This window comes from Paraburkholderia sp. SECH2 (assembly GCF_030464795.1).
GTDB classification, from domain to species: domain Bacteria; phylum Pseudomonadota; class Gammaproteobacteria; order Burkholderiales; family Burkholderiaceae; genus Paraburkholderia; species Paraburkholderia aspalathi.
This window is the reverse complement of record NZ_JALPRH010000015.1, coordinates 15,272-38,098: the sequence shown is the minus strand read 5'-3', so window position 1 is coordinate 38,098 and position 22,827 is coordinate 15,272. Positions and strand designations below refer to the sequence as shown.

Sequence of the window (22,827 nt, the reverse complement as noted above, 5' to 3'; positions counted from 1 at the left end):
CTGCGCGCTGCGATGTTTGACATCAGGCCGCGGCGCAAACGGTCCCGCTACGCCTTGAGCGTGCGGTCCCACGGGAACAGCTTGCGGCCGACATAGGCCAGCACGAGATCGGTGCCGAGCCCAATGATTCCGATCATCATGATCGCCGCGTAGACATTGTCGAAATGCTCATAACGCGCCTGCTGCGTGATGTACCAGGTGATACCGGAGCTGGTGCCGACCAGTTCCGCCACGATCAGATACGTCCATGCCCAGCCGAGCAGAATGCGCTGGTCGCGGTACAGGTCGGGCAGGATGCCGGGAATCACCACATGCGTGAGCAGCTTGAGTTTCTTCGTGCCGAGCGTCATGGCTGCTTCGAACAGGCCGTACTCCAGCTTGCGCGTGGTGTTCGCCACAATCAGCACCTGCTGGAACAGCGTGCCGATCACGATGATGGCAATCTTCGGACCGTCGTAAATGCCGAGGATCGCCACCATCAGCGCACCGAACGCGGGCGCCGGCAAGTAGCGGAAGAACTCGAAAAACGGCTCCTGCAGCCGCGCAATCGCGCTATAAGTCCCGCAGACGATGCCGATCGGCACGCCGATCACCGACGACAGCAGAAAGCCCCAGAAGATCACCTGAATGCTGTGCCACAGGCTTTGATGCAGCCACACGCCGTCGCGCGACGCAGGCGGCGTCGTGAATGCGGTGTAGAACGCACGCAGGACTTCGTGGGGTGCGGGCAGGTAGACCGGGTTGACCGGTTCACCCGTCGGCAACGCAGTCTGGCCAGCTTGCGCATGGCTCAGTTCGTCCGCGAACACGTCCTTGTCGACCCGCATGCCTGGCTGGAAATAGTCGACGCTGCCCGGATTCTCGACCAGTACCTGTGGATGCCAGACGAACGGCACATAGCTGACGATGCACCAGACGAGAACCGGCAACAAAAAAGAGCCGAAACCCAATAGCCACTTGCCGCGTGAGGAGAGTTCGCGGCGTACCGCGAACCAGTCGCTTCTGTTAATGACGGTCATGGGATTCTCCGGGGCGGCGTTCGGTATCGGAACTCGATCCACCTGACTTGCGGCGCGACTGCAGCGCCGCAATCGACATCGATTCGAAAAGTTCGTCGGCTTGCTTCATTTGCACGTCGCCTCCTCGATAGTCCCGGCCGCCACGTCGGCACGCAGCACCATCAGGCGCTGACCGGCGACAACCGCTGCGCCGGCTGCACAATCGATCGCTTCGATCACACCGTCTTCGGTGACGGCAACGGACACTTCCATCTTCATCGATTCGACGATTGCGACCACCTGTCCTTCGCTCACACGCTCGCCTTCGCTGACGAGCAGTTTCCAGATGCTGCCCGAGACGTCGGCGACGACGCTCTGCTGGCCTGCCGCCAGCGCGTCGTCCGCCCCGTAGCCGGTGGCCGAACCCGCGTCGCTGCCCGGCTCGCCGACATACTCCGCGTGCCCCGCGGCATTCCAGCGTTCGCGCTCTTCGTCGAACGCCGCCTGTTGCAAACGCTTGAAGGCGGAGATCGATTCGGCTTCGTCTTTCAGGAAGCGGTTGTACGCGCCGAGATCGAATACCGATTCCTCGATCTTCAGACTCGCGCGGCTCGCGATGAAGTCGGCGCGCAACTCGGCCAGCTCGGCTTCGCTGACTTCATAGAAGCGGATCTCGTCGAAAAACCGCAGGAGCCACGGCTTGCCGGCTTCGAATTCGCGCGTGGTGCGGTAGCGGTTCCACATCTGCACGGTGCGGCCGACAAACTGATACCCGCCCGGCCCTTCCATGCCATACACGCACAGATAGGCGCCGCCGATTCCCACGGCATTCTCCGGCGTCCACGTGCGCGCCGGGTTGTATTTGGTGGTGACGAGCCGGTGACGCGGATCGAGCGGCGTCGCCACCGGCGCGCCGAGATAGACGTCGCCGAGACCCATGACCAGGTAACGCGCGTCGAACACGATGCGCTTCACGTCGTCGATGCTTTCCAGACCGTTGATGCGGCGAATGAACTCGATATTGCTCGGACACCACGGCGCATCGGGCCGTACCGATTGCATGTAGCGTTCGATCGCGATCCGCGTCGACGGGTCGTCCCATGACAGCGGCAGATGCACGATGCGGTTCGGCACGCGCATCTCGTCGACGGCGGGCAGTTCGCGCTCGGCCTGCTGAAGATGCGCGAGCAAGGTGTCGTGCGATAGCGTGCGCGGGTCGAAATGCACTTGCAGTGAACGGATGCCCGGCGTGAGATCGACGATGCCGGGCAGCCGGTGTGCATCGAGCCAGTTCATCAGCGCATGCACGCGAAAGCGCAGGTTCAGGTCCAGCATGAGCGGGCCGTATTCGACCAGCACGTTCTGATCGCCGGAGCGGCGGTAGACCACGCCTGTGCCCTCACCGGCCGATGGATCGCTGTAGAGAATGCAGTCGTGAGTGCCGAGGTTTATCGTTGTTGCGGTTGCTGCAGGTGCTGCCGACATCGTAAGCGATGCTTGCGCACGCACCGGTTCGAACCGCACCGTATCCCCCGGCCGCAGTTGCCCGAGCTTCCACAGTTCATCGCCCACCACGGTCACCGGACAGACAAACCCTCCAAGACTCGGACCATCCGGACCGAGGATCACCGGCATGTCGCCCGTGAAATCGACCGCGCCGACCGCATACGCGTTGTCGTGAATATTCGACGGATGCAGCCCGGCCTCGCCGCCGTCCGTGCGCGCCCATTGCGGCTTCGGACCGATCAGGCGGACCCCTGTGCGGCTGGAGTTGTAGTGAACCGTCCAGCGCGTGCCGTACAGCATCGCGATGTCATCGGGCGTGAAGAAGTCCGGCGCACCGTGGGGACCGTTGAGCACACCGAGAGTCCAGTCGTGCGTGAGCACCGGCACGCGCTCCGGATCGAGTTGCGCGCCCGATTCGCCGCGGCCTGCGTCGGCGGCAAGATGCAACACGTCGCCCTTGCGCAGGGCGCGCCCCGCGTGGCCGCCGAACTGGCCCAGCGTGAAGGTGGCCTTGCTGCCGAGATAGTCCGGCACCTGCAAGCCACCCTTAAGTGCGAGGCAGGCACGCATGCCCGCGCCGGTCACGCCGCCGAGCTTGAGCACCGAACCCGCCGGCGCCCGCGTGACCTGCCAGAGCGTGACCGGCTGACCGTCGAGTGTGGCGGCGAGCGGCGCGCCGCCCAGCACGAACAGCGTCGCGGTATTGAAGCGCAGCGTCGCACCGACCATCGCGCATTCGAGTCCGGCCGCATCGGTCGGATTGCCGAGCAGTTCGTTAGCGAGCCGGAACGACAGATCGTCCATGGGGCCTGACGGCGGCACGCCGATGTCCCAGTAGCCGACCCGTCCCGGCGTCTGCTGCACGGTGGTCTGCACGCCGCCGTCGAGCACGTCGATGGTGTGCGGTGCGAACATGAAACGAGTGAGGAAGGCGGTGGTTTGCTCGCCGCGCGCAAAGGTCGCCGAACCGGCGATCGCGCGCAGATAGTCGAGGTTCGTCTCGATGCCGTAAAGCTGCGTTTGCGCCAGCGCGGCGCGCATGGCGGCGAGCGCGGCATCGCGTGTTGCGCCCTTGACGATGATCTTCGCGAGCAGCGGGTCGTAGAACGCGCTGACCTCTGTGCCTGCATCGACCCAGGTATCGACGCGCGCATCGGCGGCGAAAGCGACGTGGGTCAGCACGCCCGCGCTCGGTTGAAACTGCTTGTGCGGATCTTCAGCGTACAGGCGGACCTGGATGCTCGCACCGCTGGGCGTCGGAACCAGCGTGTCGAGCGGCGCAAGCTCGCCCTCTGCCTGACGGATCATCCACTCGACCAGGTCGACACCCGTCACCTCCTCCGTGACGCAATGTTCGACTTGCAGCCGCGTGTTCACCTCGAGGAAATAGAAGCGCCGCGTGTCGGCGTCGAATACGAACTCGACCGTGCCGGCGGATTCATACTTCACAGCCTGCGCGAGGCGCACGGCGCTCGCATGCAATGCCGTGCGTTCGGCCTGGGTCAAACCCGGCGCCGGCGTCTCCTCGATCACCTTCTGATTGCGCCGCTGCACCGAGCAGTCGCGTTCGCCGAGCGCGATCACGCCGCCTTGGCCGTCGCCGAAAATCTGCACTTCGATATGGCGCGCGTTCTCGACGAATTTTTCGATGTAGACGCCCGCGTTCGCGAAGTTGGCCTCGCCAAGCCGAGCGACCGACGCGAACATATTCTCCAACTGCGCCGCGTCGCGGCACAGCGACATGCCGATGCCGCCGCCGCCCGCAGTGCTTTTCAGCATCACGGGATAGCCGATCGATTCGGCCTCGTTTAACGCGGTAGTTACATCAGGCAGTAAGCCGGTGCCGGGTAGTAGCGCTACGTCGTTCGCGCGTGCCAGCTCGCGTGCCGTGTGCTTCAGGCCGAATTCACGCATCTGCGCGGGGCGCGGCCCAATGAAGCGGATGCCTGCGTCTTCGCAGGCCTGCGCGAAAGCCGCATTCTCCGAGAGAAAACCGTAGCCGGGATGCACGGCATTCGCGCCGGTCGCACGCGCCGCCTCGAGAATCGCCGTGCTATTCAGATAGCTGGCGGCCGCCACCGCCGGACCGATGCAGACCGCTTCGTCGGCGAGCATCGCATGCATGGCGTGGCGATCGGCCTCTGAATAGACCGCAACCGACGCAATGCCGAGGCGTTTGAGCGTGCGAATCACGCGGCAGGCAATTTCGCCGCGATTGGCAATCAGGACTTTGTCGAATGTCATTGGGCGTCCCAGATGGTCAGCCGCACGGGCGTCGGGTTGTAGCCGTTGCACGGATTGTTCAACTGCGGACAGTTCGAGATCAGTACGGTCACGTCCATCTCGGCGCGCATCTCGACGTATTTGCCCGGCGCGGAAATGCCGTCTTCGAAAGTCAATTTGCCGAGCGGTGTCACCGGTACATTCATGAAAAAGTTGATATTGCTGACGATGTCGCGCTTGGTCAGCTGCGTGCCGACGCCACAGGTGCAATGCGTAATGGCATGCAGGAAACTGTCGCGGCAGCTGTGCATATAGCGTTTGTCGAGCGCGTAACGCACCGTATTGCTTTCGGCGGCGCAGGCTCCGCCGAGCGTATCGTGACGCCCGCAGGTGTCAGCAACAATGGTCAGCATCGGCTTGCCCAGGTTCGACATCAGCACACTGCCCGCGGACAGATAGAGATTGCGTTGCGCGCGAATCGTGTCCTGCGCGCTGTAGCGTTCGAGCGGATCGGCGCTGTTGTAGAACAGCGTGTCGACGGCCTGATTGCCTTCCAGGTCGAGAATGCGGAACAACTGGCCACGTTTGATTTCGTGCAGCCACGGCTCGCCGGACGGCAGCGTGAGGTCGTAGACCGCGTGACGGATGTCGAGTTTGCTTTCGATGATAGGCATCGCGGGTCTCCTTAAACGAACAGACGATCGGTATTGACGAAGCCGCGCCCGTTCTCAGGGCACGCGGCGCGGCAAGGATCGTCGGCCGGTACGGAGGCGTCGGCGGCATACGCGCGGTACGCGATCAGCTTGACGGGTCTCGGTTCGTATTCGGAGGAAGGGTTCAACGGATGCGGTGCGCTCGAAAACGCAGCGAGCGTGTCCATTTCGAAACGCAGATCGAAGGCGGCGCCGGCAGGAGAATGTCCCGCTACGAAGTCGAGCGAGCCATCTTCACCGATTGCGAGCTTGCTGAAAAAGTTGATATTGGCGACGAGATCGCGCGTGCCCAGGCCGTGCTTGGCCAGTTCGAGCAGCAGGCTGTCGCGGCCGTTGCGGACCATCGCATTGCGATGTTGCTGATAGCGGGCTGTGCCGTATTTGTCGGCGAACAGTTCGGCGTCGCCGAGACCGCCTAGCGGATCGTGCCAGCCGAGCGTATCGACGGTGATCGACGCCATCACGCGGCCCATATCCGAATAGAGCACGTGGCCGCGCGTCAGATGCGCGGTGTGCTGCGCCTTCAAGGTATCGGCCATGTTGTAGCGTTCGAGCGGCTCGTCGTGCCGGTAGAACACGGCGGCCAGATTGGCGCCGCCCTCGGAATCGACGATGCGCAGCGCCATGCCACGGCGCAGCACGCCGGACCAATGCGTGCCGGCAGGAATCACCGTTTCCCACAACACATGCGGGATCGGTGCGAGATCGACTGAGGTTTGCGTCGACATGGAGGCTCCAGGTATCGGTTGGGAAAAAGCATGAGAGGGCGATTGACCGACATCGCGACCTCCCGGGCTTTTATCCCTCCGTGGAGCCTCGCCGGCGCCTTGAAAGAAGGTGAACGGCAAGACCGGATTGCTCTCGGACCAGACATCGTGTGCGCGCTTTGAAGCCTTCTGGAAGCCTTTAAAGCGGTACGACCGGAACCCTAGCGATCCTGAAGATGATGCAAATTACTTCGCACCTCTCGATGTGTAGCTAAGCGAGTTGCGTGCCAGCGTGGCGTTGTTGATGCTGCAAGTCCATTGTGGCAAGGCATTGAATGGTATCGGCGGCGCAATGCGGCAAGCAGAGGTTCATTGGCTTGATGGCGCGCGCACCACGGCCGAGGGTGAATCGGCACCAGTTGAATGCGTCAGGCACCATGATTGGGCTGCGTGATCATGTGTCTGACGGTGTGTAGGCGCTCTGTACGATGGCACGGTGTGTGCGTGATAAAGCGTCACACTCTTCACGGCCCTCTTCCGACCATGCTCACGCTTGCCACGCTTCGCCGAACGCTCTACACGCTGATGTCGGCGCGTTTCATCGAACTGCAAAAGCAACGGCGCCGCTCGTAGACGAGGCGGCGCCGTAGTCCTGATGCGGGTTTCTGCTAAACAACGTCCTGCTCAGTGCCCGCGTAACGAGCCTGCTGCCCAAAGCTCGCCAACCCCTTCGATCCCTCCGGCAATACCAGTTCACCGCGTTCGAGACGCTGCTTCAAATAGGTAAAGCTCTGCGCCGTCTGCGCAAACAGATGATCGCCTGCCGAAACCGGCTGGTATTTCGCCAGCGCCTCGGGTGTCGCGAACTGCGGCAGTGGCGTGACCACGGTGTGATAGTCGCAGGCAAAGAAGAGCGGAAACGAGTAGCGTTCTTCCCTCACCTTGCGCACGCGATGTGACGTCGCCACGTACGTGCCGCCCGTCCACACCTCCAGCATGTCGCCAATGTTCACGACAAACGCGTTGTCGACCGGCGGCGCGTCGATCCATTCACCTTCGCCGTTCATCACTTCTAGACCCGGGGCCGTCGGCAGCAGGATCGTGAAGCACTCGTAGTCCGTATGCGCGCCGATGCCCGGCCGGTCTTCCGCGGACGGGTCGAAGGGATAGTGAAGCAGGCGTAGTTGACTCGGGGGCTTCTGCAGATAGCGGTCGAAATGCGTTTCCGGCAAACCGAGTGCAAGCGAGAAGCCACGGAACAACGCGCGGCCGAGCGCGAACGCCGCCTCGTAATAGCCGCCGACGGCGTCACGAAAGCCCGGCTGCTCGGGCCACATATTCGGCCCAAGCATCGGCGTGCCGGCCTGGACATCCGGGTCGTCGGGTGGCAACTCCCGGCCCGTATCGAAGCCTTCCTTCCTGTCTCGCTTGCCGCCTGCGAAAACCTCTTCGCCTTCGGGTACATAGCCACGATGCGCGGTCGATTTGCCGATGTAATAGCGCATTTTCCAGTCGTCGGGAGCGGCGAAGAACTGCTTGGCCTGTTCTATGAGCGCAGCTTGCTGTGCGCGCGAGACCTGATGGCCGGTGACGTAGAAAAAGCCCGCGTCACGCGCCGCGCGGTCGAGTTCGCGTGCGGTTGCAAGACGCTGGTCCGGGTCATCACTAAAGAGACCGCTGACGTCGACAACGGGCAAGCGGTCGAAACGGGTGTGGGATTGGCTCATGAGCGTGGCCTACGCGTGCTGAGGTTCGGCGGAAAATTGAGTCGGCGAATGCGTTTGCGATTCGGTTTGTAGGCCGCCACGCGCCTCACGTCCAGCAAGAAACGCCGCGATGTGGCGTCGCTCTTCGCGCCCCATCCACGTGTTGATCTCCCACAGATCGGCCACGGGCGCGTTCGTAAACGGCAAGGTGTGCAGATAGCCATCGGGGCCGAACTCGGGCGTCATGGTCGTTGTCGTATAGCCCCTGTCGATCTGCGCGCTCCACAACGCCTCCCAGATCCGCTGATGCGAGGCGAGGCAGTCGGCGTACTCGGGCGCAGCCGGATGCGGGACCTGCGGACCTTGCGGATAACCAACACGCCCGTGCAGATGATGCGCATGCGGCGCAAGCTCGAGGATCGTGTCCCATTCACCGTCGAGCAGACGCTCGCACACCGATACCCAATGGCTGAAATCGCAAGTCAGCTTGAGGTCCGGCACGGCACGCGCGACGTCGCGGGTAATCCACGGGTTGTAGAACGAGCGGCCTCGATGCGTCTCGAAGCTGCAGGTCACCTCGTGCTTCGCGGCAATCTCCACTGCGCGTGCGAAGAAATCCACCTGGGTGGCGGCCGGCCATGCGTCGCAGCCCGCCATCACATTGAAAAAGCGTGGCTTGAGCGGCTTGCCCCATACGATTTTTTCTTCGAAGTCGCGCAGATGGTCCGCCGGCGTGGCGGACCGTTCCGGTACATAACTGCCCGCCGTCGTAATTTCCGCGATGAACTCGAGACGCTCATCCGCGATTGCCTGCGCAAACGCTTCACGCTCAACCGCACCCGCCGGAACGGGCGCTTCGATACCGTCGAACCCGGCGGCACGTACCAGTGGCGCCGCATCATGCGGACCGCCAGCGAATCCCCAGAACGTCTTGAACAGTTCGAATTTCATCGCCTCTCCAATTACATGCAAAATTGCATGCAATGGTACACACGAATTTCCTTCGCCAATAAAATATCTCAGCCTCGCCATGCATAATTCTGGCGCGCCCGATTTCCGGCGCGATTAGCACTTAAACTGTGCACCCCTCCTCCTCGTGGTGAATCGATGAAGAAGAAACTTGCGCGTCACAAGGGGCAAGCCGTCGCGCGCGCCATTCTCGACATGGACTGGCAGTGGTCCGCGCATTTCGGCGACCTGGGGCTGAACGACCTCAACTACAGCGATCTGTTTTGCCGGATGTGGGTGGAACCGGAAGATGACTTCGCCAAGACGGCCCTCTACGAGTTCATGCCGGGCGTGAGCCGCCGCACCGCGGTGCGCTACGTGCAGGAGCTGATCGACGCCGGCTGGCTGCTGGAGACGAGTTCCGAAGCGGATCGCCGCATCAAACGGGTCAGTCTCGCGGCCTCGATCGAGGAACGCCTCGAACAGTTTCTCGCCTATGTGCATCAGCGTTTTGCCACCCTGGATTGAGCTTTTGACGCCATGTCTGCGTTGAAGCATTCGCATAACGAGCATCTCGACGCATCGCGCAATCCGGCTGGCATATTTCTCGCTAGATTAACCCCTGAGAGGTGCGGCAGCGTCGCATCTTAGGGATGCTAGGGTTCCGGTTCGCGAGAATGTCTGGTCCGAGAGCAGCCCGGTGCACCCGTTCGTTCGATCCGGACTTGATCCGGGAACGAGCTGGCCGCACTACACGGCGGGACAAAAGCCCGGGAGATTGGCGATAGCGATGCCTATCGTGCCTCTCCGTGGCCGGCGTTTGTCTCCCGCAGTTTTCGCCCAGTGTCCGCACCATTCGGATTCTCGCGGGAACCGGTCATGTTGTTTTATCGCGCAGTCGCCGCGCGATCCAACTCAACAATCGCAATTGACCGGTCTCCTGGAGAAAACGATGAAACGCTTCGAATCCGCCCGTACGTCCCTCACTTTACTGAGCAGCCTTGCCTCGTCGCGCCGCGTGCGTGGCGCGATCGCCGGCGCTGCCGCTGCGGTCGCCATCGGCTTTGCCGCCGCGCCTGCACAAGCAGCCACGCCCCTTGCCATCGGCTATAGCGACTGGCCCGGCTTCGTCGCGTTCCAGGTTGCCATCGACAAAGGCTGGTTCAAGGAAGCCGGCGTGGATGTCAATTTTCAATGGTTCGACTACTCGGCCTCGCTCGATGCGTTCTCCGCCGGCAAGCTCGACGCGGTCGGCGCGACCAATGGCGATGCGCTGGTCACCGGCGCAAGCGGCGCCAAAAACGTGATGATCCTTCTGACCGACTATTCGAGCGGCAACGACATGATCGTGGCCAAGCCGCCCATTCGCACGGTGGCCGGACTTAAGGGCAAGAAGGTCGGTGTGGAAATGGGTCTGGTCGATCACCTGCTGCTGGACACCGCGCTCGAAAAGCATGCGCTCAAGGAATCGGACATCACGCTCGTCAACGCCAAGACGAACGAGTTGCCGCAAGTGCTGGCGTCGTCCGGCGATGTCGCCGCGGTCGGTGCATGGCAACCGAACGCGGGCGAAGCACTCAAGCGCGTGCCGGGCTCACGTCCGATCTTTACCTCAGCCGACGCGCCGGGCCTGATCTACGACGCGATCACGGTCAATCCGGTCAGTCTGCAGTCGCGCAAGGCCGACTGGGCCAAGGTGATCAAGGTCTGGTATCGCTGCGTGGCCTACATCAACGATCCGAAGACGCAACCGGATGCCGTCAAGATCATGTCCGCGCGCGTCGGCCTGACGCCGGCCCAGTATCTGCCGTTGCTGAAAGGCACGCATCTGCTCGACGCGGCGGCGGCGAGGAAGGCCTTCGTCAAGGGTGACGGACTGGATTCGGTGTACGGGTCGAGCGTGAACGCGGACAAGTTCAACGTACGCAACGCCGTCTACAAGCAGTCGCAGAACGTGAGCGCCTATCTGGATCCGGCGTTGACTAATGCGCCGTAAGTAGCGCCAGCCGGGCGTCTATAGCTATACACGGTAATATGGGGGCAGCACGTTCCGTCGCTGCACACATGCGCTTCATTGCGGCGCCGGAGGACGGCCACAAGGAGGCAATCGTGTATAAAAACCAATCTCGCTATCACGCCCTGCTCGCGCTGGCACCCCTACTGGCGCTGCTTTTGTCGCTTCTGCTGCTGGCCCAGCCGCGATCCGCGTTAGCGACCGAAGAGAGCGACAACGGCAGCGCGGAAGCCGCGGGCCAGCGCGCCCGCTTTGCTAAGGAATTCTGCGGAGGTTCCGAGCAGGACGTGGTCGAGTACAAGCAGAAACTCAGAAAGGTCCTCACCGAAGCCAGCCAGTTCGATACGCGCTGGCAGGCCGGTTGGGCGCGCGGGGATAGCGATGCGATGCAGATGCGCTCGCTGCAGCTCAACTCCCCGTCGGAATTCGCAGTGCGGGTCAAAAGTAACTGCGACCGCATCAAATGGCAGGCCGACAACTTGCTGCGCGCACGCCCGCCGAAGTAGCCCGGCGCCCGAAGCTGTTATTCTTCCCTCTCTCCGGCCATCACCTGGTCGCCTGCCGCCCCCGGGCGGCATCCCAAGCGGCGCGCTCACGCGCCCGGCATCAGCGAGACAGGAATTTGCATGTTCGGTTTTTTGCGTGGCTATTTTTCCAACGACCTGGCAATCGACCTCGGCACGTCGAACACGCTGATCTATATGCGTGGCAAGGGCATCGTGCTGGACGAACCCTCGGTGGTTTCGATTCGTCAGGAAGGCGGCCCGAACGGTAAGAAGATCATTCTGGCCGTCGGCAAGGAAGCGAAACAGATGCTCGGCAAGGTGCCGGGCAATATCGAGGCGATCCGCCCGATGAAGGACGGCGTGATCGCCGACTTCAACATCACCCAGCAGATGATCAAGCGCTTCATCCAGATGGCGCACGAGTCGCGAATGTTCGCGCCGTCGCCGCGCATCATCATCTGCGTGCCCTGCGGGTCAACTCAGGTCGAGCGCCGCGCGATCAAGGAAGCTGCACATAGCGCGGGCGCCTCGCAGGTCTATCTGATCGAAGAACCGATGGCGGCAGCGACCGGCGCCGGCCTGCCTGTGTCGGAAGCGACCGGCTCGATGGTGGTCGATATTGGCGGCGGCACGACCGAAGTGGGCGTGATCTCGCTCGGCGGCGTCGTCTATAAAGGTTCCGTGCGCGTGGGCGGCGACAAGTTCGACGATGCGATCGTCAACTACATTCGCCGCAACTACGGGATGCTGATCGGCGAGCAGACCGCCGAGGCGATCAAGAAAGAAATCGGCTCCGCGTTTCCGGGCTCCGAAGTCAAGGAGATGGAGGTCAAGGGCCGCAATATGTCCGAAGGCATTCCGCGCAGCTTCACGGTGTCCAGCAACGAGATTCTCGAAGCGCTCACGGATCCGCTGAACCAGATCGTTTCGGCGGTGAAGATCGCGCTGGAACAGACGCCGCCGGAACTGGGCGCCGACATCGCCGAGCGCGGCATCATGCTCGCGGGCGGCGGTGCGTTGCTGCGCGATCTCGACCGCCTGCTCGCGGAAGAAACCGGCTTGCCGGTGTTCGTCGCTGAAGCGCCGTTGACCTGCGTGGTGCGTGGTTCGGGCATGGCGCTGGAGCGGATGGATAAGTTCGGCGGGGCCTTTTCGTATGAGTAAGTACGAGTGAGGGTGGCCCTCAGGACACAAACGGCAACTTGCTATCGCGCGCGGCGGCCAACATAGACAGCGTGATCTTGCGCACTTCCAGCTTGCTCTGCGTGATATGCGCGCGCAGCAGGATGATCGCTTCGGTCACCCGGTTGCGTTCGATCAGATTCAGCATGGTGGAATGCTCGTCGTAGGTGGCGCTCGTGCGATGCGGTTTGAGGAAGTCCAGCCGACGCACGATGCGAATGCGCTCGGTCACTTCGTTATGCACGCGCAGCATCTCCGCATTACCGGTCGCCGCGACCAGTTGACGGTGAAAGTTCTCATCCATGCCGAACATCTTCACCGGATCGCTCTCACGCGATTCGGGCTCGACGCACCATATCGCTTTCAGCGCTTCGACGGCCGCATGCGCGACGTCGCCACCCGCCCCCACACGTTCGACGGCCGCTACCTCCAGCACGATGCGCAGATCGTAGAGCTGATCGAGCTGGTCGAAATTGATCGGCGAGACTTTCCAGCCACGCCGGAAGCCGACTTCCAGATAGCCCTCGCGTTGCAAACGAAACAGGCCGTCGCGCATCGGTGTGCGCGACACGCCGTAGTGTTGCGCGATGCCGTTTTCGGAAAACCGGTCGCCGGGAAACAGGCGAAAGCTGAAGATATCGTTCTTCAGTTGCTGGTACACCTGCTCGGCGAGCGGATTGGCGGCGCCCGGCACGGCAGGCGTGTCAGGCGCCGTGGGAGTCTCGAGCAGATTCGTCGTATCGTCGTTCATTGATGCCACATCCCCTTTTTTCTTATTATCGGCGTTTCATGGCATGGCGATAAGGCTGACGTGCGCCGCGACGATCTTCCAGCCGTCGGCGGAGCCAAACCTCGCCCACGTCTGCATCTGGCGGCCGATCAAAGGTGTCGCGTCGCTGGTGAATTCCGTGCTGACGGTGGCGAAGTCGGCGCCGAACGTCGTCACCACGGTGCGCTGCAGTTTGCGCGACTTCGGCACCGGCTCGCAACTCTCGCGCCATGCGCGGATCGCTTCGCCACCATGCTGGATTTCGGCGATGCCGTAGCGGACCGTCTCCGGCGTGTGCCAGAAAAGCGCGTTCATCGCCGCGACGTCGTTGTCGACCAGCGCCCGCTCGTATTCGATAAAGGCTGCCTGCACTTGAGCTACCACATCGGGCCGATTTATCTCCATGCCGGGATCGTCTCGTCGAGTTTCGTCAGTGAAGAAAGTGGCGCGGTCCAGCCGACAATACCGCCTTGCGAGCGCACCATATCGAGCGTCGCCTGCTTGAACGCGGGGAAATAGCTGGCGGTTGCGTCTTCGATCAGCAGACTGTCGTAACCGCGGTCGTTGGCTTCACGCATCGAGGTCTGCACGCACACTTCGGTGGTCACGCCCGCGAACACCAGATGCGTGACGCCGCGCATCGCGAGCTCTTCGCCGAGCCGGGTGGCGTAGAACGCGCCCTTGCCGGGTTTGTCGATCACGAGTTCACCGGCAAGCGGCGCGAGCGGTTCGATGATCGCATTGCCGGGTTCGCCGCGAATCAGGATGCGCCCCATCGGTCCTGCATCGCCGATGCGGGCGTTGGGTGCACCCCTCAGCCGTTTTGCCGGCGGGCAGTCGGACAGATCCGCCGCATGCGATTCACGCGTGTGCACCACGAGCCATTGATGCCCGCGCGCGAAGGCCAGCAATGCCGCGACGGTCGGCACGATCTCGGCCAGCAGCGACACGTCGTTACCAAGCGATTCGCCGAAGCCGCCCGGTTCGATGAAATCGCGCTGCATGTCGATCACGACCAACGCGGTTTTCGTGGGGGCCAAGGTGAAGGGACCCGGCTGGGCGTCGATCGTCAACAGGGTTTGCTGTGTCATCCGATGGCTTCCTTCATTCTTTCTGCGGGTACGGCGGGATGTGCCGGGGTATCACCGTGCCCTGCCATATGCTGACCGAGCACGGTCCGGTCCGCGCGCGCCGCAGGCGTCTCGAACACCAGTTTGCCCTCCGCGATCACCACGATGCGGTCGGCCAGTTCGAGCAGTTCGTCGAGGTCTTCGCTGACCAGCAACACCGCCGCGCCAGCATCGCGTGCAGCCATCAGACGGGCATGGATATCGGCAACCGACGCGAAATCCAGACCGAACACAGGATTCGCGACGATCAGCACATCCACCGGCTGTCCGAGTTCGCGCGCCAGCACCGCGCGCTGCACATTGCCACCCGACAGCGTGCCGATGGTTCGTTCGGGTAGCGGTGGACGCACGTTGAACTCGGCGATCAGTTGCGTGGCGCGCTCACGCACCGCGCGCCGGTCGAGCCACCAGCCGCCGCGCCGCAACGGCTCGCGATCGAAGTCGCGCAGCGCAAGGTTCTGCGCCACGCTCATCGCAGCGACGCAGGCGTTCTTTAGCGGCTCCTCGGGAATCGCGAACACGCGCCTTTGGGTCATTTCTTCACGTGTTGCATGATAGGCCTTGCCTGCCACCTCCATGTCGCCGGCTTTCACGCGACGCTGACCGACCAGCGCTTCCACCAGTTCCTTCTGTCCATTGCCGGAAACGCCCGCAAGTCCCAGGATTTCGCCGGCGCGCACGGACAGCGTCGCGTGCTTGACTGCTGTGTGGCCGCGATCGTCTTCGACTGAAACGTCGCGTAGTGAGAGACGTACTTGCGCAGTGTCGTCGACGGGTTTGCGTGGCAGGCGCTCCACGGTCACCGCGGCCATCACCGGCGCTTCGTCCTTCAAAGAGACCTCGTTCGGCGCATGCGTAGCGACGGTGCCCATCATCCACGCTGCGAGTTCATCGCGGCTGGTGTTGGCAACCGCGCTCGTGCCGACTTGTCTGCCCTTACGCAACACGGTGACGTCGTCCGCATAGGCCATCACTTCGCGGAACTTGTGCGTGATCATCAGCACCGTCAGCTCGCCGCGTGAGGTCAGGTCGCGCATCAGGCCTAGCACTTCGTCCGCTTCCTGCGGTGTCAAGACCGAGGTGGGTTCGTCGAGAATCAGGAAGCGCTGCTGCAAATAAAGCTGCTTCAGGATCTCGAGTTTCTGCTTTTCACCGGCAGCGAGCATGGCCACAGGCGCGTCGAGCGGCAAGCGGAACGGCATGCGCTGCATGAAGGCAGCAAGCGCGGCGCGCTCGCCCTTCCAGTCGATTTTCCACGGCATCCGCCCGCGCGCGAGCAGCAGATTTTCTTCGACCGAAAGGCCGGACGCTAATGTGAAATGCTGATACACCATGCCAATGCCGAGCGCCTGTGCATCACGCGGCGACGCGATGTGGACCTCACGATCGTCGGCGGCGATCTGTCCGTCGTCGAGCACGCCATAACCGACCAGTCCCTTCACGAGCGTGCTCTTGCCCGCGCCGTTCTCGCCGAGCAGCGCGTGAATCGTGCCGGCTTTGACCTTGATCGAGACGCTATCCAATGCGCGAAACGCGCCGAACGATTTGCTTGCGTTCAGCACTTCCACACCCAATGCCTTCGGCGCCGTGGTCATGATTTATCTGCCTGAAGTGGCGAGCGCCGCTGCTGGCGCAGCCGTCTTGGCCAGTAGCGTAGCCAGCAGCGCGTGCGAATCCGACACCGTGCCGAACACGCCGCCTTGCATGGTGATCATGTGCAGCGCGGCGTCGTGATTGCCCTTGTCGGTAGCGCCGCAGCAATCGGCCAGCACCGTGCATTCGAAACCGCGATCGTTGGCTTCGCGCATCGTCGTGTGGACGCAGACGTCGGTGGTGATGCCGGTCAGCACCAGATTGACGATGCCGCGCGTACGCAGGATCAGTTCGAGATCCGTCGCGCAGAAGGAACCCTTGCCGGGTTTGTCGATGATGATCTCGCCTGGCAGCGGCTTCAGTTCGTCGATGATTTCCCAGCCGGGTTCGCCGCGCACGAGGATCTTGCCGCAGGGGCCGTCGTCGCCGATGCCTACGCCGTCGGTGCCCGCACGCCGGCTGCGCCAGCGTTTATTCGCGGGCAGGTCGGAGAGGTCCGGTCGATGCCCTTCACGCGTGTGAATGATCGTGAAGCCCAGTTCACGCATTGGTTTCAGCACGCTTTTGATCGGCTCGATCGGCGCGCGCGTCAGCGACAGGTCGTAGCCCATTTTGTCGACATAGCCGCCGTGGCCGCAGAAATCCGTCTGCATGTCGATGATCACGAGTGCCGTGTTGTCCGGGCGCAGGTCGCCGTCGTAGGGCCACGGGTAGGGTTTTGCTTCAATGAATCGGTTCATGGCGGTGAGATCCTTGTTAGGTCCTGGCGAGGTCTTTGAAGGCTCGCATGGTGAGGCAAGCTCAGTGGGGAAAATCAGCGAGTCAGGCTCAACTCACCCGGCGCGCCAGCCAGCGTGCGATCCGGACGGCAATTGACGATCATGATCGCGAGCGTCAGCACATACGGCGCCGCGTTGTAGAGGTAGTAGCCGCTCGTCACGCCGATCGCCTGCAACGCCGGCCCGAGCGCGCCGGCCGCACCGAACAGCAACGCGGCCCATAGGCAGCGCAAGGGCTGCCAGCGCGCGAAGATCACCAGCGCGACCGCCATCAGTCCTTGTCCGCTGGAGAGCCCTTCATTCCAGCTGCCTGGATATACCAGCGAAAGGTACGCACCGCCGATGCCCGCGAACACACCGCCCACCGCCGTCGCGGCGATGCGCACGCGCGTCAACGGGTAGCCCATGGCGCGCGCCGTCTCGGCGTGATCGCCGACAAGCCGTAACACCATCCCCCAACGGGTATTGCGCAAGCCCCATTGCAAAACGAAGGACAGCACCACGCCGATCACGAACAGCAGGTTGATATGCAGCGCGTTATGCAATTGGGGCGATGAGGTCCATGTGCCAAGATCGATGAACGGCAGCATTGGCGCTTGCGGTTCGATGAACGGCTTGCCGAGGTAGAACGCGAGCCCGGTGCCGAGCAGCATCAACGCGATGCCGAACGCAATGTCCGACACGCGCGGCAACGAGCACACGAGGCCATGCAGGCAGCCGAGCAGCAAGCCGACGAAACCGGCCGCAAGCACACCGGCCCACGGCGAACCAGTCAGAAAAGCACCGGCATAGCCGCTCATCGCGCCTGACACGAGGATGCCTTCGAGGCCGAGATTCACGCGCCCGCCCTTCTCGGTCAGACACTCGCCGAGACTGACGAACAGATAAGGCGTGCTGACGCGGATCGCACCGGCGAACAGCGACAGCAACAGGATCACGATGGGCGAGTGCATATCAGGCATGGGTCTGCTCCAGTTGCACGGGAAGATCGGTCTGCGCGGCGGCCTGCAATTTGACGCGCCATGCGGCGATACGCCCGCCAAGCGCTTCCCACGCGAGCAGGTTGGCGAACAGCAGACCTTGCAGGACGAGCGTGGTGGCATCGGGGAGATCGAGCCGGCGTTGCAGCAGCGAACCGCTCGCCTCGATGCCGCCGATCATCAGCGCACAGGCGATGATCGCGAGCGGATTCTGCCGTGCGGCGAACGCCACGAGGATGCCCGCGTAGCCATAACCCGCGAGCAAAGACGCATTTGCGCTGCCCTGCACCGCCGCCACTTCGAACATGCCGCCGAGTCCTGCCGCTGCACCGCCCAATACGCACGCGGCAAGCGCCAGCAGATTGACCGGCAAGCCGACCAGACGTGCCGCGCGATGACTGCCACCCACCACGCGCATCGCAAAGCCCTTGGTGCTGAACTTCACGAACACCCACGCCGCGATGCAGGCGACGACGCCCCAGAACAGTCCCCAGTGCGTGTCGAGTCCGGGGATCGAGCCGATCATCATCGCGTCGGGCACCGGATAGGTGGACGGCTTATTCAGGCTTGCGGGGTCTCGCAACGGTCCTTCCACCAGATGTTTGAAAAGCGCGATCGCGATATACGACATCAACAGGCTGCTGATCGTCTCGTTGACGCCACGCCACTGCCGCAATGCGCCCACCGCGCCGATCCAGAACCCGCCGGCCAGCATGCCCGCCACCGCCATCAACGGTGTGGCTACGAGCCACGGCGTGCCGTGTGGCAGCATCTGCGGGACGATTGCCGCGCACATGCCGCCGAGTGCGAGCGCGCCCTCGCCGCCAATCACGATCAAGCCGACCTGTGCGGGCAGCGCGACGCACAACGCGGTCAGCATTAACGGCGACGCACGCAGCAAGGTGCTCTGCCACGCGAACGACGAGCCGAAAGCGCCCTCAAAAATCAGCCCGATCGCATCGAGCGCCGGCTGCCCCTGCACCAGCAGGAACAACGAAAACAGCAGCAGCGTGCCGAGCACCGCCAACGCGGTCGGCAGCGCGGGCAAGAGCGACAGCATCACTCTCGCGGTAGGGGCATTGGGGCGCATCACGGCTCCTTCGCTCATGCACACTCACACAATCACGCAGGCCAGGTTCAGATCTGGCCGACGACGCCTGCCACCAGATAGTTCATGCTTTCGAGTGTGTAATCGGTCTGTATGTGGCTCGCACCGGAGGCGATCGCCGTGCCGCCTTTGTTGTCCTTCATCGGCCCTTTGAAGATCACGAAATTGCCGGCCACCATGCTGCCTTTGATCGAGTCGGCGTTCTGCTTCGCCTGCGCGGTGACTTTCGCGCCGTACGGCGACATCTTCACGAAGCCCTCTTTCAAGCCGCCGCGCAACACATTCGGTTGCGGCGTGCCGGCCTGTGCGCCCATGACCAGTTGCTTGTATGGCGTCGCCCAGTCCCACTCCGCGCCGGTCAGATAGCCTTTCGGCGCGAGCGCCGCCTGGCTCGCGTGGTAGCCGCAACTCATCGCGCCGCGCTTTTCCGCCGTTTCGACAACAACCTTCGGGCCATCGACGTGGCAGGTCAGCACATCGCAACCCTGATCGATGAGACTGTTGGTGGCTTCCGCTTCCTTCACGGGCATCGACCAGTCGCCCGTGAAAATCACCTGCGTGGTGATCGACGGATCGACGGACTGCGCGCCGAGCGTGAACGAGTTGATGTTGCGCAGCACCTGCGGAATCGGTTTGGCGGCGACGAAGCCAAGTTTCTTGCTCTTTGTCATGTGGCCCGCGACGACACCGTTCAGGTACTGGCATTCGTCGATATACCCGAAGTAGCTGGTGATATTCGACGGGTTGCCCTGCTTCCACAAACCGCCGCAATGCGCGAATCGCACCTTCGGATATTTGGCCGCCATCTTCAGCACGTGCGGATCGAAGTAACCGAACGAGGTCGCGAAAATCAGCGTGGCGCCGTCCTGTTCGATCATCGCTTCCATGGTTTTCTGCACGGCAATGGTTTCGGGCACGTTTTCCTCTTCCACCACCTTCACGTCAGGCATCTTCTTGATGACGGCAGCAGCGGTTGCCTGAGCCTGGTTGTACCCGTAGTCGCTGCGTGCACCGACGTAGATCACGCCGACCGTCGTCTTCGGCGCGGCAAACACCGATTGAATCGGCAGGATATTGCCGAGCGTCAACAGGCTGGCGCTCTTGATGAACTTGCGGCGACTGGTCATGGTGTCCAATTCCTGGTTGGGGGTGAAGAGCGTTGGCCCTCAGTTGACGTTCAGGCTGTCGAGATAAGCGAGCCAGCCGCCAAACGAGGTGATGTCTAGTGCGCCACTACCGTTACTGACTGCCGACGGCTCGCAGATGAAGCCCTTCACCGTGAGGCCGTTGGCGAGTTGCACGGAGCCGATACCGAGCGGTGCGGGCACGTCGGCAACAAATTTGCCGAAGCTGCGCAGCGGCATGTCCCAGACTTCCACGGCGATCGGTGCGCCTTGCTGGTCGGTAACGCGCACGAGGCCTGGTTTCGGCGGCTGCGTGTTCGCAAGCGCGTATAGCGTGTAGCCGGTGGCGGTTTGCGTCGCCGTGACAAAACGCGCGCCGGCTTCCTGAAGCTGCCAGTTCAGCGGCTGGCCACGCAGATGCGCACCGACCACGGCAAGCGCGACCGTCGGCTCCTGAAACGGCAATGGCGCGATCGTGTTTGCCGCGGCCGCGGGTTTCTTTTCAGTCACCGTCCCGGCCACGTCCGCAGCCTCGGTAGCGAACAGCCCCTGGATCCGCGCGCCCAACTCGGCGAGACGCCGGTCCGCGCCGCTCGGCGCGATCAGTGTGACGCCCGCTGGCAAGCCGTCGTGGCGACGCTGACATGGCACGGCCAACGCGCACAGGTCGAGCAGGTTGACGAAGTTCGTGTAGTAGCCAAGCTGGCTGTTCAACTCGACAGGATTGGCCTGCACGTCGGTGATCAACGGATGCGTCGGCGTGGTCGGGACGATCAGGATGTCGATCGTCTCGAAGAGTTGCTCGGCGTGCCGCTTCAGATCGGCGAGCGCGTACTGGCCATTGAACGCGTCAGCGGCACTGTAGCGATCCGCTTTGCCGATCACTGTGGCGACGACCGGATGGACCGCTTCGTGACGCGTCTCGAAGAATGAACCGAGCGCGGCGCGCCTTTCCGCCACCCAGGGGCCGTCGTAGAGCAGCGCGGAGACCTGCTTGAGCGGCTGGAAGTCGATCGGCGTGGGCGCGAGATGCAGATGGGTAGAGAGCGTATCGAGTGCGGCCGAGAAGGCCTGATTCGCCGCTGCGTCACCATAGAACTCGAGATGATCCGGCACGCCGATCCGCGGCGCGCCACGCAGGAGACCGAGACCCGGGACCTTGCGCGAGTAGCCGTCGAGCGGATCGAAACACGCGATTTCATTGAACACGCACCATGCGTCGTCGACGTCGTGCGCGAACACCGAGATCGTGTCGAGGCTGCGGCACGCCGGCACGACACCGCGCTTGCTGACGAGTCCAAGCGACGGCTTCAGGCCGACCAACCCGTTGAATCCAGCCGGCACGCGCCCTGAGCCGGCCGTGTCGGTGCCGAGCGAAAAGGCCACGCAACCCGCGGCTACCGCAACCGCCGAGCCTGAACTCGACCCGCCCGACACACGCTCTGGAAACTCGGTGTTCCGCACCGCGCCGTAAGGCGAACGCGTGCCGACGAGGCCGGTTGCGAACTGGTCGAGATTGGTCTTGCCGATCAGGATCGCGCCGGCGTCGATGAGGCGCTGCACGGCGAATGCGGAGGTGTCCGGCGTATAGCTGAAAGGCTCGCACGCGGCGGTGGTCGGCAAGCCGGCAACGTCGATATTGTCTTTGACCGCGAACGGCACGCCAAAGAGCGGCATCCGTTCGAACACGGCACTGCCCTGCGCTTCGTAAAGCGCTTCGAGCGCGTGGGCGCGGGCCTCCAGGTCTGCAGCAGGCACACGCAGGATCCAGACTTCCGGCCGGTCGATTTCGGCGATACGAGCAAGCGCCGACGCCACGACTTCAGTGGGCGTAAGACGTTTGGCGGCATAAGCCGAGAGGAGACTACGGACCTTCAGGGGCGACGAAATTGGCACTGGTTTTTCCTTGAGTTCAATCTTGAATACAAGTTTGAACTCAAATTAGCAGGAGCTATGCCAGGTGACTTTCAGGTTCACCCGAACATGCTGTCAGCCTTACCAGGTTTGGTTTCGCGCCGATTTCCCGGCGGCGAAGACGGTCCGCGTTGCCGCCTTTCGATCAATGCGTCATGGTGCAGCGCTCCCCAACTCGGGGCTCCTGCGCCCTGCATTCGAGCCTGGCGCTTACGACGCGCCGGCGGAGACAAACGCGCGCACCATCTCATGTGCCTGCGCCTTGTGATCTTCCTGCCACTGCGTGGCGAGCATGTCGGTGTTGAAAATCCGCGACAACGTAAAAGCGTTCGACTTGTGAAATGAACACAGACTCACCAGAGCGACATACAGATGAAGCGGGTCCATGTCCTTGCGCAACGAGCCGTCGTCTTCGCCACGCGCGATCACCGTGCGCAGCAGGCTCAACACCGGCGATGACATTTCCGGAATCGCGCTCGAGCGCTTCATCACCCGGGCGCGGTTCAGATTTTCGAACGACAGGAGCTTCGACAGTTCAGGATGGGCCGCGAAGTGCCCCTCGATGAAATCGTAAAGCTGCACGATGGCCGTGACCGGCTCGATCTGGTCGACATCGAGCTTGAGTTTGAGTTCGGCTTCCCGCAGGCGCCCCAGCACGAACTCGAGCACTTCCAGATAAAGCGCCTCCTTGCCGCCGAAGTAGTGGTAAATCATCCGGATGTTGACCTTCGAGCGGCTCGCAATCGTCTCCACGCGCGCGCCGCTTAGCCCCTTGTCGGAAAACTCGGCGATCGCAATCTTGAAGATGCGCTGGCGGGTCGCCGCAGCGAGCTTCTGACGCTGGGTTGTGGGCGCGGTCGATGCAGCGGAGGTCGATCGGGCGGAAGCACGTTTCATATCGATGGAAAGCCTGGCGGTGGCGGGGTT

21 protein-coding genes and 2 riboswitches are annotated in these 22,827 nt (G+C 62.8%); of the genes, 4 read left to right on the top strand and 17 right to left on the bottom strand.

Annotated elements, in window-relative coordinates; all coding sequences use genetic code 11:
- Positions 1 to 47 precede the first annotated feature (47 nt).
- The 7 genes from M0D66_RS23165 to M0D66_RS23135 all read right to left on the bottom strand — a co-directional run bounded on the left by M0D66_RS23165 (position 48) and on the right by M0D66_RS23135 (position 8,804).
- Positions 48 to 1,019, bottom strand: coding sequence for an ABC transporter permease (locus M0D66_RS23165; RefSeq protein WP_211706366.1), 972 nt, complete (start codon positions 1,017 to 1,019; stop codon positions 48 to 50).
- Positions 1,006 to 1,128, bottom strand: a complete 123-nt coding sequence (locus M0D66_RS23160) for a hypothetical protein (protein WP_266211672.1) — start codon at positions 1,126 to 1,128, stop codon at positions 1,006 to 1,008. Before M0D66_RS23160 ends, M0D66_RS23165 begins: the two co-directional genes overlap by 14 nt.
- The gene (uca, locus tag M0D66_RS23155) at positions 1,125 to 4,748 is read right to left on the bottom strand and encodes an urea carboxylase (protein WP_266211671.1); all 3,624 of its coding nucleotides are present in this window, start codon (positions 4,746 to 4,748) and stop codon (positions 1,125 to 1,127) included. The genes M0D66_RS23160 and uca overlap by 4 nt, the downstream gene beginning before the upstream one ends.
- Complete coding sequence (locus tag M0D66_RS23150) at positions 4,745 to 5,401, bottom strand: urea amidolyase associated protein UAAP2 (protein WP_054042339.1); 657 nt, start codon at positions 5,399 to 5,401, stop codon at positions 4,745 to 4,747. The genes uca and M0D66_RS23150 overlap by 4 nt, the downstream gene beginning before the upstream one ends.
- Before the next feature lie 11 nt (positions 5,402 to 5,412).
- A complete protein-coding gene (locus tag M0D66_RS23145; RefSeq protein ID WP_211706368.1) occupies positions 5,413 to 6,168 on the bottom strand; it encodes an urea amidolyase associated protein UAAP1 in 756 nt (251 codons plus the stop codon).
- Positions 6,169 to 6,225: 57 nt separating this feature from the next.
- A riboswitch (guanidine-I (ykkC/yxkD leader) is annotated at positions 6,226 to 6,383 on the bottom strand.
- 432 nt (positions 6,384 to 6,815) lie between these two features.
- A complete protein-coding gene (locus M0D66_RS23140; protein WP_211706369.1) occupies positions 6,816 to 7,874 on the bottom strand; it encodes an isopenicillin N synthase family oxygenase in 1,059 nt (352 codons plus the stop codon).
- Between the two features lie 9 nt (positions 7,875 to 7,883).
- Entirely contained in the window at positions 7,884 to 8,804 is a 921-nt protein-coding gene (locus M0D66_RS23135; RefSeq protein WP_211706370.1) for a sugar phosphate isomerase/epimerase, read from the bottom strand.
- 156 nt (positions 8,805 to 8,960) lie between these two features.
- On the opposite strand from M0D66_RS23135, the gene M0D66_RS23130 reads away from it, so the two are divergent.
- The 4 genes from M0D66_RS23130 (at position 8,961) to M0D66_RS23115 (ending at position 12,485) form a co-directional block, all read left to right on the top strand.
- On the top strand, positions 8,961 to 9,329 hold the full coding sequence (locus M0D66_RS23130; RefSeq protein WP_211703405.1) for a MarR family transcriptional regulator: 369 nt from the start codon (positions 8,961 to 8,963) through the stop codon (positions 9,327 to 9,329).
- Between the two features lie 117 nt (positions 9,330 to 9,446).
- A riboswitch (guanidine-I (ykkC/yxkD leader) is annotated at positions 9,447 to 9,580 on the top strand.
- A gap of 173 nt (positions 9,581 to 9,753) precedes the next feature.
- A complete protein-coding gene (locus tag M0D66_RS23125) occupies positions 9,754 to 10,797 on the top strand; it encodes an ABC transporter substrate-binding protein (RefSeq protein ID WP_093645918.1) in 1,044 nt (347 codons plus the stop codon).
- A gap of 68 nt (positions 10,798 to 10,865) precedes the next feature.
- Positions 10,866 to 11,321: a hypothetical protein gene (locus M0D66_RS23120; protein ID WP_256458130.1), complete on the top strand. Its 456-nt coding sequence runs from the start codon at positions 10,866 to 10,868 to the stop codon at positions 11,319 to 11,321.
- 120 nt (positions 11,322 to 11,441) lie between these two features.
- The gene (locus M0D66_RS23115) at positions 11,442 to 12,485 is read left to right on the top strand and encodes a rod shape-determining protein (protein WP_028194510.1); all 1,044 of its coding nucleotides are present in this window, start codon (positions 11,442 to 11,444) and stop codon (positions 12,483 to 12,485) included.
- A gap of 19 nt (positions 12,486 to 12,504) precedes the next feature.
- On the opposite strand, the gene M0D66_RS23110 is transcribed toward M0D66_RS23115, so the two are convergent.
- The 10 genes from M0D66_RS23110 to M0D66_RS23065 form a co-directional block, all read right to left on the bottom strand.
- Positions 12,505 to 13,254, bottom strand: coding sequence for a GntR family transcriptional regulator (locus tag M0D66_RS23110; RefSeq protein WP_211706371.1), 750 nt, complete (start codon positions 13,252 to 13,254; stop codon positions 12,505 to 12,507).
- Positions 13,255 to 13,290: 36 nt separating this feature from the next.
- Positions 13,291 to 13,677: an oxalurate catabolism protein HpxZ gene (gene hpxZ / locus M0D66_RS23105; protein ID WP_211706372.1), complete on the bottom strand. Its 387-nt coding sequence runs from the start codon at positions 13,675 to 13,677 to the stop codon at positions 13,291 to 13,293.
- Entirely contained in the window at positions 13,668 to 14,363 is a 696-nt protein-coding gene (locus tag M0D66_RS23100) for a cysteine hydrolase family protein (RefSeq protein ID WP_200620315.1), read from the bottom strand. Before M0D66_RS23100 ends, hpxZ begins: the two co-directional genes overlap by 10 nt.
- Positions 14,360 to 15,997 (bottom strand): ABC transporter ATP-binding protein, encoded by a 1,638-nt coding sequence (locus M0D66_RS23095; RefSeq protein WP_211706373.1) that lies wholly within the window; start codon positions 15,995 to 15,997, stop codon positions 14,360 to 14,362. The genes M0D66_RS23100 and M0D66_RS23095 overlap by 4 nt, the downstream gene beginning before the upstream one ends.
- A 3-nt stretch (positions 15,998 to 16,000) precedes the next feature.
- Positions 16,001 to 16,735 (bottom strand): cysteine hydrolase family protein, encoded by a 735-nt coding sequence (locus tag M0D66_RS23090; protein WP_093645941.1) that lies wholly within the window; start codon positions 16,733 to 16,735, stop codon positions 16,001 to 16,003.
- A 74-nt stretch (positions 16,736 to 16,809) separates the two neighbouring features.
- The gene (locus tag M0D66_RS23085; RefSeq protein WP_171928398.1) at positions 16,810 to 17,736 is read right to left on the bottom strand and encodes an ABC transporter permease; all 927 of its coding nucleotides are present in this window, start codon (positions 17,734 to 17,736) and stop codon (positions 16,810 to 16,812) included.
- Complete coding sequence (locus M0D66_RS23080; protein ID WP_211706386.1) at positions 17,729 to 18,844, bottom strand: ABC transporter permease; 1,116 nt, start codon at positions 18,842 to 18,844, stop codon at positions 17,729 to 17,731. The genes M0D66_RS23085 and M0D66_RS23080 overlap by 8 nt, the downstream gene beginning before the upstream one ends.
- A 47-nt stretch (positions 18,845 to 18,891) precedes the next feature.
- A complete protein-coding gene (locus M0D66_RS23075; RefSeq protein ID WP_211706374.1) occupies positions 18,892 to 19,989 on the bottom strand; it encodes a BMP family ABC transporter substrate-binding protein in 1,098 nt (365 codons plus the stop codon).
- Between the two features lie 39 nt (positions 19,990 to 20,028).
- Positions 20,029 to 21,882 carry an allophanate hydrolase gene (atzF, locus tag M0D66_RS23070; RefSeq protein WP_211706375.1) on the bottom strand — a complete coding sequence of 618 codons (1,854 nt, stop codon included), beginning with the start codon at positions 21,880 to 21,882 and terminating at the stop codon, positions 20,029 to 20,031.
- Between the two features lie 228 nt (positions 21,883 to 22,110).
- Complete coding sequence (locus M0D66_RS23065) at positions 22,111 to 22,797, bottom strand: TetR family transcriptional regulator (RefSeq protein ID WP_093645948.1); 687 nt, start codon at positions 22,795 to 22,797, stop codon at positions 22,111 to 22,113.
- Positions 22,798 to 22,827 lie beyond the last annotated feature (30 nt).

What these genes read in the sequence shown, in the direction of transcription:
- M0D66_RS23115 (WP_028194510.1), top strand. Translation starts at nt 11,442, where the DNA reads ATGTTCGGTTTTTTGCGTGGCTATTTTTCCAACGACCTGGCAATCGAC.
- M0D66_RS23065 (WP_093645948.1), bottom strand. Translation starts at nt 22,797, where the DNA reads ATGAAACGTGCTTCCGCCCGATCGACCTCCGCTGCATCGACCGCGCCC.
- M0D66_RS23125 (WP_093645918.1), top strand. Translation starts at nt 9,754, where the DNA reads ATGAAACGCTTCGAATCCGCCCGTACGTCCCTCACTTTACTGAGCAGC.
- M0D66_RS23120 (WP_256458130.1), top strand. Translation starts at nt 10,866, where the DNA reads ATGCGCTTCATTGCGGCGCCGGAGGACGGCCACAAGGAGGCAATCGTG.
- uca (WP_266211671.1), bottom strand. Translation starts at nt 4,748, where the DNA reads ATGACATTCGACAAAGTCCTGATTGCCAATCGCGGCGAAATTGCCTGC.
- M0D66_RS23095 (WP_211706373.1), bottom strand. Translation starts at nt 15,997, where the DNA reads ATGACCACGGCGCCGAAGGCATTGGGTGTGGAAGTGCTGAACGCAAGC.
- M0D66_RS23150 (WP_054042339.1), bottom strand. Translation starts at nt 5,401, where the DNA reads ATGCCTATCATCGAAAGCAAACTCGACATCCGTCACGCGGTCTACGAC.
- M0D66_RS23110 (WP_211706371.1), bottom strand. Translation starts at nt 13,254, where the DNA reads ATGAACGACGATACGACGAATCTGCTCGAGACTCCCACGGCGCCTGAC.
- M0D66_RS23100 (WP_200620315.1), bottom strand. Translation starts at nt 14,363, where the DNA reads ATGACACAGCAAACCCTGTTGACGATCGACGCCCAGCCGGGTCCCTTC.
- M0D66_RS23090 (WP_093645941.1), bottom strand. Translation starts at nt 16,735, where the DNA reads ATGAACCGATTCATTGAAGCAAAACCCTACCCGTGGCCCTACGACGGC.
- M0D66_RS23075 (WP_211706374.1), bottom strand. Translation starts at nt 19,989, where the DNA reads ATGACCAGTCGCCGCAAGTTCATCAAGAGCGCCAGCCTGTTGACGCTC.
- M0D66_RS23135 (WP_211706370.1), bottom strand. Translation starts at nt 8,804, where the DNA reads ATGAAATTCGAACTGTTCAAGACGTTCTGGGGATTCGCTGGCGGTCCG.
- M0D66_RS23160 (WP_266211672.1), bottom strand. Translation starts at nt 1,128, where the DNA reads ATGAAGCAAGCCGACGAACTTTTCGAATCGATGTCGATTGCGGCGCTG.
- M0D66_RS23165 (WP_211706366.1), bottom strand. Translation starts at nt 1,019, where the DNA reads ATGACCGTCATTAACAGAAGCGACTGGTTCGCGGTACGCCGCGAACTC.
- hpxZ (WP_211706372.1), bottom strand. Translation starts at nt 13,677, where the DNA reads ATGGAGATAAATCGGCCCGATGTGGTAGCTCAAGTGCAGGCAGCCTTT.
- M0D66_RS23085 (WP_171928398.1), bottom strand. Translation starts at nt 17,736, where the DNA reads ATGCCTGATATGCACTCGCCCATCGTGATCCTGTTGCTGTCGCTGTTC.
- M0D66_RS23140 (WP_211706369.1), bottom strand. Translation starts at nt 7,874, where the DNA reads ATGAGCCAATCCCACACCCGTTTCGACCGCTTGCCCGTTGTCGACGTC.
- M0D66_RS23080 (WP_211706386.1), bottom strand. Translation starts at nt 18,844, where the DNA reads ATGCGCCCCAATGCCCCTACCGCGAGAGTGATGCTGTCGCTCTTGCCC.
- M0D66_RS23130 (WP_211703405.1), top strand. Translation starts at nt 8,961, where the DNA reads ATGAAGAAGAAACTTGCGCGTCACAAGGGGCAAGCCGTCGCGCGCGCC.
- M0D66_RS23145 (WP_211706368.1), bottom strand. Translation starts at nt 6,168, where the DNA reads ATGTCGACGCAAACCTCAGTCGATCTCGCACCGATCCCGCATGTGTTG.